This is a genomic window from Pseudoalteromonas sp. Isolate3 (genome assembly GCF_022398505.1).
In the GTDB taxonomy this organism is placed as follows: Bacteria; Pseudomonadota; Gammaproteobacteria; order Enterobacterales; family Alteromonadaceae; genus Pseudoalteromonas; species Pseudoalteromonas apostichopi.
This window is the reverse complement of sequence record NZ_JAKEVN010000130.1, coordinates 1-10,533: the sequence shown is the minus strand read 5'-3', so window position 1 is coordinate 10,533 and position 10,533 is coordinate 1. Positions and strand designations below refer to the sequence as shown.

General features: G+C 41.7%; 9 protein-coding genes. 5 read left to right on the top strand and 4 right to left on the bottom strand.

Features of this window, described 5'->3' with window-relative positions:
* Nucleotides 1–165: 165 nt before the first annotated feature.
* The 5 genes from L1D46_RS17970 (at nucleotide 166) to hemL (ending at nucleotide 6,080) form a co-directional block, all read left to right on the top strand.
* Nucleotides 166–1,371, top strand: a complete 1,206-nt coding sequence (locus tag L1D46_RS17970; protein WP_168989991.1) for a transporter substrate-binding domain-containing protein — start codon at nucleotides 166–168, stop codon at nucleotides 1,369–1,371.
* A gap of 98 nt (nucleotides 1,372–1,469) precedes the next feature.
* A complete protein-coding gene (locus L1D46_RS17965) occupies nucleotides 1,470–3,152 on the top strand; it encodes a chloride channel protein (protein ID WP_130049522.1) in 1,683 nt (560 codons plus the stop codon).
* A 20-nt stretch (nucleotides 3,153–3,172) separates the two neighbouring features.
* A complete protein-coding gene (locus L1D46_RS17960; protein ID WP_130049523.1) occupies nucleotides 3,173–3,607 on the top strand; it encodes a CopD family protein in 435 nt (144 codons plus the stop codon).
* Nucleotides 3,608–3,710: 103 nt separating this feature from the next.
* Nucleotides 3,711–4,727 carry an aspartate carbamoyltransferase gene (locus tag L1D46_RS17955; protein WP_130049524.1) on the top strand — a complete coding sequence of 339 codons (1,017 nt, stop codon included), beginning with the start codon at nucleotides 3,711–3,713 and terminating at the stop codon, nucleotides 4,725–4,727.
* Nucleotides 4,728–4,799: 72 nt separating this feature from the next.
* Nucleotides 4,800–6,080, top strand: coding sequence for a glutamate-1-semialdehyde 2,1-aminomutase (hemL, locus tag L1D46_RS17950; RefSeq protein ID WP_239977986.1), 1,281 nt, complete (start codon nucleotides 4,800–4,802; stop codon nucleotides 6,078–6,080).
* Between the two features lie 90 nt (nucleotides 6,081–6,170).
* Here hemL and mrcB read toward each other — a convergent pair whose 3' ends face one another.
* The 4 genes from mrcB to L1D46_RS17930 form a co-directional block, all read right to left on the bottom strand.
* Nucleotides 6,171–8,498 carry a penicillin-binding protein 1B gene (gene mrcB / locus L1D46_RS17945; protein ID WP_239977985.1) on the bottom strand — a complete coding sequence of 776 codons (2,328 nt, stop codon included), beginning with the start codon at nucleotides 8,496–8,498 and terminating at the stop codon, nucleotides 6,171–6,173.
* A 91-nt stretch (nucleotides 8,499–8,589) separates the two neighbouring features.
* Nucleotides 8,590–8,751: a YqaE/Pmp3 family membrane protein gene (locus L1D46_RS17940; RefSeq protein WP_082401591.1), complete on the bottom strand. Its 162-nt coding sequence runs from the start codon at nucleotides 8,749–8,751 to the stop codon at nucleotides 8,590–8,592.
* A 160-nt stretch (nucleotides 8,752–8,911) separates the two neighbouring features.
* Nucleotides 8,912–10,141 (bottom strand): ammonium transporter, encoded by a 1,230-nt coding sequence (locus L1D46_RS17935; protein ID WP_130049527.1) that lies wholly within the window; start codon nucleotides 10,139–10,141, stop codon nucleotides 8,912–8,914.
* A 9-nt stretch (nucleotides 10,142–10,150) separates the two neighbouring features.
* Entirely contained in the window at nucleotides 10,151–10,489 is a 339-nt protein-coding gene (locus L1D46_RS17930; RefSeq protein ID WP_054554260.1) for a P-II family nitrogen regulator, read from the bottom strand.
* Nucleotides 10,490–10,533 lie beyond the last annotated feature (44 nt).

The window sequence follows — 10,533 nt, the reverse complement described above, 5'->3', positions numbered from 1 at the left end:
TCGTCGGCAGCGTCAGTTGTGTATAAGATACAGCTTTTTACCATGCGCACTTGTTTTTATGCTCTTATTATACTTGTTTTCAGCTCATCTTCAGCGGCTAGTACAAGGTTACAAGAAACTTGGAAAATAACCTCACTAGAATTCCCTCCATATGCTAGCAGTGAAATGGAAAATGGCGGAGATGCCATCGCTTTTTTAAGAAGCTCGCTTGCTAAACAATCTATAAGTCTTGAGGTTGAATACTTACCTTGGCAGGATGCTATAAAAAAAGCCGAGTTAACAGGCTACCTTGGTTATTATCCTGCTTGGCCTTCAGAAATAATGCCTGGTTTTATTGCCTCACCAACTATCTTAAACTCCCAAATAGCGGTTATTACTACCCAGTCAAACCCACAGGATTTTGAAAATATTGAACAGCTTTTTAGTGAAAATAAAGTAGGAGTTGTTGGGCCCTACACCTACCCTGATGTTATCAAAAAAGTAATCAAATCCTATGAAGACAGCATAGTAAAAACAACAAACGATGAAGAGTTGTTTCACTTAATGCAAACTAAGCAAATTAATTTTGCGATTAGTGCGCCAAAAGTTCTTAATTACTTTGCAAGGCAGCAGAACTTCCCAGAGCCAAAAATAGTGACTCAGTTTCCAGACTTCCCGTTAGTGATTGGTATGAGAGATAATGCGGAAAATCAGGCTAAAATCACTTTACTCAATGATTTATTTGCTGGCACTAGTTCTTTAGCAACAAACTACTCTCGGCCAAAAAAATTGTTGTTAACCTATATAGATATACCTCGCATCACTCCTTTTAAAGAAATAATGGCTGATGTTTATAGTGATTTAAATATCAAGGTTCAGATGCAAGCAACCCCGGCTAGAAGAGGCGTATTGCTATTGAACGCAGGCGTGGTTGACGGTGATATTGTGCGTTCAAAAAGCAACCTAAAAAAGTTCGACAACGTGATTGTCGTTGAGCCAAGTCTTGGCATTATAAACTTGGTACTTTTGTGTCGAAAATCAAGGCCATGTGACCGGGATATTTTAGCTAAACCAAATAATCGAATTATGAGCTCTATTGGTGATACCGAAATTCTCAGCGAGTTTGATATTAAGGCAGAAATTATTAATAACGAAGACTTAAGCCATACCCTTAAAATGTTAAAAAAAGGCCGTCTAGATTATGCGCTCTACCCTGCACTGAATAGCGATATCAACACTTTTCAAAATGACTTCTCTGTGGTTATCTTAAGACAATTGGCTATAAACACAGTTATTCATAAAAAACACGCACCGCTTGTAGATGAATTATCTAAAGCAATTACCGCTCGCTTACCTGAATTAACGAAGCAAATTAACAACAGCACAGATTAGCTAAATTTACCCAAAATGCGGATAAATTATAAAATCCCAACGACTTAGTGAATTTGATTTGCTAAACTGCAGCTCAAAAGTGCTGTGAGGAAATATGCATGTGGCTTGAGAGACTAAGACGTCGCCTAGCAAAGCCTAAAACATCTGTGCAATTGTGCTTACTTGGTGTAAGTGCAGGGTTAATTGCGGCAGTGTTGATCATACTTTTTCGCCTCACCATCATGTTTTTTCAAAGCTTATTTTTAGATAAGCCCGACGATTTTACCACTTTACCAACTTACGAACGGGTGATAATGCCTGTTGGTGCAGCCTTATTAATTGCCTTATTTGCCGCCTTAACAGGCTTTAAGCATTATCGCCTTGGCATCCCATTCGTAATACACCGCATTAAAAAACATTATGGTCATATGCCGCTCTATAACACGGTCAACCAATTTGTCGGTGGTGCACTAGCTCTAATTAGTGGTTTTTCAGTTGGTCGAGAAGGTCCATCAGTACATATGGGCGCAACAGGTGCGAGTTTACTCGCCGACAAGTTACACCTTCCCCATAATGCAATGCGCACTCTTACGGGTTGTGGTGTCGCGGCTGGTATTGCCGCATCGTTTAATACACCACTAGCAGCCGTCATATTTGTAATGGAGGTGGTTCTCAGGGAATATAAAGTGCATATTTTCGTGCCCATCATGCTTGCAGCGGTTACAGGGGCATTAGCAACTCAATTTGTCTTCGGTGATGCTTCAGAGCTTGCGCTTATCACCATGAACCCATTGAGTGGTTGGCATTATCCATTTTTAATCATTTTTGGTATGGCACTTGGCGCTGTTGCTTATGCGTTTAACCAAAACTTAATGCTCATAATTCGCACATTTAAACCACTTAGCATGTTTCCTCGCCTATTACTGGCAGGATTTATCGCGGGCTTGATTGCTTATATGGTCCCTCATGCAATGGGCTCTGGTATGAGTGCTATTACTATTGCTATTGAATCACCTGACGATGTGCAGTTTTTAACAACCATCTTGATTGCCAAATTACTCGCCACCTTGTTTGCTATTGGTTTAGGTATCCCCGGCGGAATCATCGGCCCTGTTATTGGGCTAGGAGTTTTGATGGGCACCTTAATGGCCTTTTTTGCACAGTTTATTAGCCCAGGCGTTGATATCACAGGTACCTATAGCATGCTTGGTATGGCAGGGTTATTGGCCGCGACATTACACGCACCACTTGCAGCTTTAACCACGGTTATGGAGTTAACTTCAAGTCCTGAGATTATTGTGCCTGCGATGATTGTGATCTCAACGGCCTATGTCACTGCACTGCAGTTTTTTGGTAACCGCTCTATTTTTATGCAACAACTCGATTTCCAAGGGCTTGAATATCAAATATCACCAGCCACCGAAGCATTGCAAAAAGTCGGGGTGATGGATGAAATGGATGAACAATTCAAGCTACTCTACAGTGACGACAAACAACAAATCAAAGAGTCGCTGGATGCCCTTGATAGCCAAACCCCTCTTATTGTTCATGATGAAGAAAATGGCTACCGCCTCGCAGAGTATGATTTAAGTTTGATGTCTGACCAAGAAAGTAATATCAAATATGTTAGCCTTGCGGGCTTAAGTAGCCAAGCCACTTTAGCCGATGCCTTTGACTTACTAAAAGATAAGCGCAGCGGTGCAGTGTATATTTACAACCTGCTTGATAACCAACAAATTATGGGACTTTTGCGTTGGGACCAAATCAGACATATCCTTACCATACGTAACAGCTTGTTATAACAATTAAAATGGATGCTTAAATGACTGCACTATTAGTTTATAAAACTTTCCACGTATTTTTTATGATTGCTTGGTTTGCAGGTATTTTTTACCTGCCAAGACTATTTGTTTACCATGCAATGAGTGAAGAAAAAGCCTGCAACTCAATGCTTAAAGTAATGGAGCGTCGTTTACTTTATTTTGTTACACCGTTTGCCGTTTTAACACTGGTGTTTGGCGTACTCACTATTTTTGAATATGGCCGTGATTGGTTTAGATATAGCATGTGGCTGCACTACAAACTTGTGTTAGTAATTATTCTTTACATCTACCATGGCTACTGCTTTAAATTACTGGCTGACTTTAAGCATGACCGTAATACACGAAGCGATCGCTTTTACCGTATTTTTAATGAAGTTCCAGTACTCATCCTTTTAGCTATCGTGGCACTGGCAATTATTAAACCTAACTTATAATTTGCTGCTGTGTACGCTAAAAATTTGCTATAGTACTGCGCAAATTTATGCGGCCTCCCATACCGAGCGCCAGCGCCCAATAAATGTAATTAGGAACAAACCCATGCTAAGTTTCCAAGGTGAAAATATCCTGTCGGTCAATCAGCTTGATCGAGATTGTATTGAACGTATTTTTGCAGTTGCTAAGAAAATGGAGCCTTATGCTAAAAAGCAAAAGCGCACCAATGTTTTAGAAGGCGCAATTTTAGCGAACTTGTTCTTCGAGCCAAGTACACGTACCCGTGTAAGCTTCGGCACTGCATTTAACTTACTTGGTGGCTTAGTTCGTGAAACCACGGGCATGCAAAGCTCTGCGTTAGCAAAAGGTGAGTCTTTATATGATACAGCTCGCGTAATCTCAGCGTATGCAGATGCAGTTGCAATGCGCCATCCAGACGCAGGCTCTGTTGCTGAATTTGCCACAGGTTGCGATGTACCTGTTATCAATGGCGGTGACGGTTCGAATGAGCACCCGACACAAGCCTTGCTTGACTTACTAACCATCGAACGTGAACTTGGTCGTTTCGACCAAGGTATCGACGGTATGCACATTGCCCTTGTAGGTGATTTAAAATATGGCCGTACTGTACATTCTCTATCTAAACTACTTTGTCATTATAAAGACGTAAAATTCTCTATGGTGGCACCTGATGGCTTGCAAATGCCAGACTACATTTTGGATGCTGTTGATAACGCTGGTCATAAAATACAAGTAGTGGATAAAATGGAAGGCAACTTGGCGGCAGATATTGTGTATCAAACCCGTATCCAAGAGGAACGCTTCCCTTCACAAGAAGAAGCTAACAAATACCGTGGTGGTTTTCGTATCAGCCAAGCAATTTACAACGCACACTGTAAGCCCAACTCAGTACTGATGCACCCACTTCCTAGAGATAGCCGTTTAGAAGCAAACGAGCTAGATAACGATTTAAATAGCAACGACAACCTAGCAATTTTTCGCCAAGTACAAAATGGCGTGTTAATTCGCATGGCGTTGTTTGCTCTAACCTTAGATGTTGCCGACAAAGTTGAGCAATATGAAGTCGACGTGCCTTGGTTCAGCCGTAAACGTAATAGCTAACACGCTTCGTTTTGGGTTCTTTGAGCCCTTGCAAACCAACTCATTTAACGTGACAACCCAATAGGACTATTCATGACAATTAGCCAAGATCTTTTTAATCGCGCACAAGAATCAATCCCAGGCGGTGTTAATTCACCAGTTCGTGCCTTCAATGGCGTTGGCGGTACTCCTTTATTCATCACTAAAGCTGAAGGTCCTTTTACCTTTGATGCTGATGGTAACCGTTATATCGATTACGTTGGTTCATGGGGACCAATGATCATGGGTCACAACCACCCAGCTATTAAACAAGCGGTATTAGAAGCCGTTGAAAATGGCTTAAGCTATGGTGCGCCAACCGAAACTGAAATCTTAATGGCCGAGAAAGTAAAAGAGCTCGTACCATCAATCGAAAAAGTACGTATGGTGAGCTCAGGCACTGAAGCAACCATGAGTGCAATTCGCTTAGCGCGTGGCTTCACTGGCCGTGACAAAATCTTAAAGTTTGAAGGCTGTTACCACGGTCATGCCGACTCACTACTAGTAAAAGCAGGCTCAGGCGCATTGACTATGGGTGTACCTAACTCACCGGGCATCCCTGAAGATTTTGCTAAGCACACATTAACGGTGTCGTTTAATAACCTTGATGAAGTCAAAGCAATTTTCGAAAAATACGCTGACGACATTGCCTGTATCATCGTTGAGCCAGTTGCTGGCAACATGAACTGTATTCCACCTGTACCTGGCTTCTTAGAAGGTCTACGTGAAGTGTGTGATGAATACAAATCAGTGCTTATTTTTGATGAAGTAATGACAGGTTTCCGTGTTGCTTTAGGTGGCGCACAAGCTTACTACAACATCAAACCAGACCTTACTTGCCTAGGTAAAGTAATCGGTGGCGGTATGCCAGTGGGTGCATTTGGCGGTAAGAAAGAAATCATGGATTTCATCGCACCTGTCGGCCCAGTTTATCAAGCGGGTACATTATCAGGTAACCCAATTGCCATGGCTGCAGGCTTAAAGTCGCTTGAGTTATTATGCGCTGAAGGTCTACACGATGAACTAGAAGCTAAGAGCAAAGCAATTTGTGAAGGCTTTGAAGCCGCAGCGAAAAAAGCAGGTATTCCACTTACAACAAACTACGCAGGTGGCATGTACGGCTTCTTCTTTACTGACAAAGAAAAAGTAACTAGCTACCAACAAGCGACTGAGTGTGATTTAGAGCGCTTTAAAAAGTTCTTCCACTTAATGCTTGAAGAAGGCGTTTACCTAGCTCCTTCTGCATTCGAAGCTGGCTTTGTATGTGCTGAACACTCTGAAAAAGAGATCAACGATACTATTGCAGCAGCAGAGCGCGCATTCGCGAAGCTTTAATAAGCGTTAAGAAAGCTAATATAAAGCCCCAGCATTTTTCAATGCTGGGGCTTTTTTTATTCTTTGCCAATTCGTTTATTTAAGGTGTTATTAATCTCTAACACAAGTTGGTCTGGGCTCAAACTCACTGACACGGATTGGTAGCTGCACAACTTTACCGCAACCCGGAGGCGCTTGCAGACCGGTTTCTTCGTTAATAAAGGCCCAACGAATAGAAGCAGGACGAGTATCCGCTATGGCTTCAGGGTTGAGTGGTTTAAGGTAGCGAATATAGGCTTCTAGTGCACCAACACTGCCTGTTAAACCTGTGCTCTTGTTATCGTCGCGACCAATCCATGCAACAGTAACTGTGTTTTGGTCAAAACCGGCAAACCAGCTATCGCGTAAATCATTACTAGTGCCTGTTTTACCTGCAAGTTGGATTGATGGGAAGTGGGCGTTTAAACGTTTAGCGGTGCCGTCTTTGGTCACCCGTTTCATTGCGTACTTGGTCATGTAAATTGATGCATCGTCGAAGCGTTTTTGCGAAGCCACTTCATGTTTATAAAGTACTTTACCTACTGAGTCAGTCAGTGCTGAAATAGACGTTAATTCGCGGTACTGGCCATCTGCGGCAAGGGTAGTATAAAGCTGTGCCACTTCAAAACTAGAAAGCTCAAGTGCACCTAAAAGCAATGATGGGTATTGATCAATACGCCCTTCTACACCTAAACGCTTCAAGGTATCGGCCACTTTATCTACACCAGCATCAAGACCCGTGTTAACTGCAGGAATATTAATACTGTTACTAAATGCTTTGTATAGTGGCATAGGGCCGCGGAACTGCTTGTCAAAGTTCTCTGGTTGCCAAACTTTCCCCTGCTCATTAGTCACTTGTAGCGGTGAGTCATCCACCAAGGTGGCAACATTAAATTTGCCACTTTCAAATGCAGTTAAATAAACTGCGGGCTTAACTAATGAGCCAATGTTACGCTTAGTATCTAGCACTCGGTTAAAACCAAAATAACGTACGTCACGACCTGCAACTAATGCTGAGACCCCACCCTTTTCAACATTAACAGAGATCATCGCCGCCTCAAGCTCTTCTGTTTTTGGGCGTCTTTCTAGGTAAGGTAAACTTGCTTCAATAGACTCTTCCATTGCTGTTTGCTTTTGTAAGTCAAAATAGGTGAAGACACGTACCCCAGCATCTAACACCTGCTGATCTGGTAACAAACGTTTTAATTCGCGATTAACTAACTCTAAGTAACCCGGATATGACTTTTGCAGGCTGTCTTTCATCGGTGCAATATCAATAGGACGCTTTAACGCCGCGCGGTATTCTCGAGTATCAATAAGCTTATTTTCAACCATTAAACGAAGTACGAGATCTCGGCGCTCCATTGCACGTTCGCTATAACGACGCGGGTTGTAATACGAGGGACCTTTGACCATAGCCACAAGCAGTGCAATTTGATCGTATTCAAGTTCATCCACAGGTTTTGAGAAATAAAACTCAGCGGCAAGACCCATACCGTGAACACCTTGATTGTAAGACTGACCCAAATACACTTCATTAAGGTAGGCTTCTAATATTTCATCTTTGCTGTAGCGATAATCCAATATTAATGCGATAAGCGCTTCATTAAACTTACGCACCAGCGATCGCTCACGGGTTAAATAAATGTTCTTTGCTAATTGCTGAGTTAAGGTACTACCGCCTTGCACTGTTCTACCAGCTTTAATGTTACTGTATAGAGCGCGCATAATTGACCACACAGATACGCCGTGGTGTTGATAAAAATTACGGTCCTCAACCACCAGCAAAGTGTCTTTTAGCATCGGTGGAAATTTATCAAGCGGTACAAACTCACGATCTTGTTTTGAGTCATTACCAATTCGGGCAATTTGTACCGGCTCTAATCGCGCGCTGTTTAAACGACGACCAAACTTATCTTTGATTGTTGCTAACTTTTGCCCCGAAAAGCGCAGCTCAATTACTTGTGAATCTTCTAGGCCATCATAAAACTCAAACTCACGGCGATACACTTTAATACTATTGGCTGATTTAACATACTGACCGGTACGGCTTAGCTTATTTACAGATGAGTAATTTAAGCGGTTCAATTCCCAAATAACCTCTTGCTGAGACAAGTATTGCCCAGGATAAAAGCTCATTGCACGGGCATAAACTTGTGCTGGTAACTGCCATTTATTGCCTTCAAACTGACGGGTAATTTTGGCATCTAAATAAATTAGATACAGCACCATAGCAATAATCAATGCGAGCGAAAGCTTCCAAAAGATTGACCAAAGTTTTCTTGTTACACTGGCTTTAGCTGAGCCTTTGGGTGCGCGTGAGCGCTTAGTGGTATTTTTCTTTGATGTCGCCTTAGGTTTGCTAGACGATTTTTTTGCAGGAGTTTTTTTATCAGCCATTGAGTTCGCTATTGGTCAGTTAATTTTACAGGAATACACCTTGAACAGCGCAATGTTAACACCTGTAAAATTAACAGTCACTTAAACTCGTTTAGCGTGTACACAGCCATAGCGAGTGGATCACTGCTGGTATAAAAAAGATGAAGCATAAAATAATGTTAATCACTAAGTCTTTGCCTGCACCTGCTTTTAAAAATACTGCCACAGGCGGTAAAAATAGTGAAATGATTATAAGTAAGAGTTTGTTATCCATAGTTTTTCCTTATTAGTTTGGAATTTAAAGCATAGTTCAAAAATAACTATTTCGCTTATTAGAAAAAAGTTATTTAAATGCAAAAAAGCCCTACCTAAGTAGAGCTTTGATTTGAACACACAATGATATTGTTAGGTACGTGCTACTGCACGCACTGAGATTAGTTACTGCGAACTGATACAAACTCAGGGTAAGCATCAATACCACAGTCATGTTGATCCATACCGTTCAACTCTTCTTCTTCGGTAACACGGATACCCATGGTATTTTTCAGAATTGCCCACACGATTGATGATGCGATGAACACAAACCCTAAGATACATACTAAGCCAATTAATTGATTAACAAAGGTTGCATCTGAGTTTGAAAGTGGTACTAGCATGATACCTAATGAACCACACACACCATGTACAGAGATAGCACCCACTGGATCATCAATTTTTGCTTTATCAAGCGCAACAATACTAAACACAACCAGTGAGCCACCTAATAGACCAAGTAAACAAGCAAGTAATGGAGTTGGTGATGCTGGCTCAGCAGTAATTGTTACAAGACCTGCTAATGCACCATTTAGAACCATAGTTAAATCAGCTTTACCCCATAACACTTTACATACGAATAGTGCTGCAATAGCGCCGCACGCTGCTGCTGCATTAGTGTTTAAGAAGATTTTACCTACTGCTGTTGCATTTTCAGCGTCAGAAACAAGTAGTTGTGAACCACCGTTAAAACCAAACCACCCCATCCAAAGGATTAGTGTGCCAAGTGTTGCTAACGGTAAGTTAGAACCAGGAATTGGATAGATTTCACCGTTTTTACCGTATTTACCTTTACGAGCACCTAGGAAAAGTACACCAGCTAGCGCTGCCGCAGCGCCTGCTCCATGAACGATTGCAGAACCAGCGAAATCAACAAAGCCCATTTCAGATAAGAAGCCTGCGCCCCAAGTCCAGTAACCTTCGATTGGGTAGATAAAACCAGTTAAAACAACAGTAAAAACTAAGAATGCCCATAACTTCATACGCTCAGCCACCGCGCCAGATACGATTGACATAGCCGTTGCTACGAACACAACTTGGAAGAAGAAATCAGACTCTAAAGAGTGGTCCGCATCAGCAGCTTGAGTGCCAATTAATGCGCCAAATGAAGGAATGAAACCGCCTTCTGCATTATCAACATACATGATGTTGTAACCCACTAATAAAAACATAGTGCAGGCAATAGAAAATAGTGCAACGTTTTTAGTTAGGATTTCTGTTGTATTTTTTGCACGCACTAAACCTGCTTCCAGCATAGCGAAACCAGCCGCCATCCACATTACTAAAACACCCGACATTAAAAAGTAAAAAGTGTCGAGTGAGAACTTCAACTCTACGATAGTGTTTTCCATAATTCCCCCTTAAATTGCTTCTTCATCTAGTTCACCCGTACGAATACGAACGATTTGGTCTAAGTCGTAAACAAAAATTTTGCCGTCACCAATTTTGCCTGTTGAAGCAATTTTTGTGATGGTTTCAACTACGCGTTGACAATTTTCGCTACGAGTTGCAATTTCAAGTTTGATTTTTGGAATAAAATCGACTTGGTATTCAGCTCCACGATATAGTTCAGTATGACCGCGTTGACGACCAAAGCCTTTTACATCAACAACTGTCATCCCCTCAATGCCTAAATCAGCCAATGCTTCACGTACATCATCAAGTTTGAATGGCTTTATTATTGCACTAATCATTTTCATAGTGGCCCCCTTCGGACGCTTATTGTTATCCTGTTGGTTTATAC

Bases quoted from the DNA above. Each gene is read 5' to 3' on its own strand.
- L1D46_RS17970 (WP_168989991.1), top strand. From the start codon at position 166: ATGGAAAATGGCGGAGATGCCATCGCTTTTTTAAGAAGCTCGCTTGCT.
- L1D46_RS17965 (WP_130049522.1), top strand. From the start codon at position 1,470: ATGTGGCTTGAGAGACTAAGACGTCGCCTAGCAAAGCCTAAAACATCT.
- L1D46_RS17960 (WP_130049523.1), top strand. From the start codon at position 3,173: ATGACTGCACTATTAGTTTATAAAACTTTCCACGTATTTTTTATGATT.
- L1D46_RS17955 (WP_130049524.1), top strand. From the start codon at position 3,711: ATGCTAAGTTTCCAAGGTGAAAATATCCTGTCGGTCAATCAGCTTGAT.
- hemL (WP_239977986.1), top strand. From the start codon at position 4,800: ATGACAATTAGCCAAGATCTTTTTAATCGCGCACAAGAATCAATCCCA.
- mrcB (WP_239977985.1), bottom strand. From the start codon at position 8,498: ATGGCTGATAAAAAAACTCCTGCAAAAAAATCGTCTAGCAAACCTAAG.
- L1D46_RS17940 (WP_082401591.1), bottom strand. From the start codon at position 8,751: ATGGATAACAAACTCTTACTTATAATCATTTCACTATTTTTACCGCCT.
- L1D46_RS17935 (WP_130049527.1), bottom strand. From the start codon at position 10,141: ATGGAAAACACTATCGTAGAGTTGAAGTTCTCACTCGACACTTTTTAC.
- L1D46_RS17930 (WP_054554260.1), bottom strand. From the start codon at position 10,489: ATGAAAATGATTAGTGCAATAATAAAGCCATTCAAACTTGATGATGTA.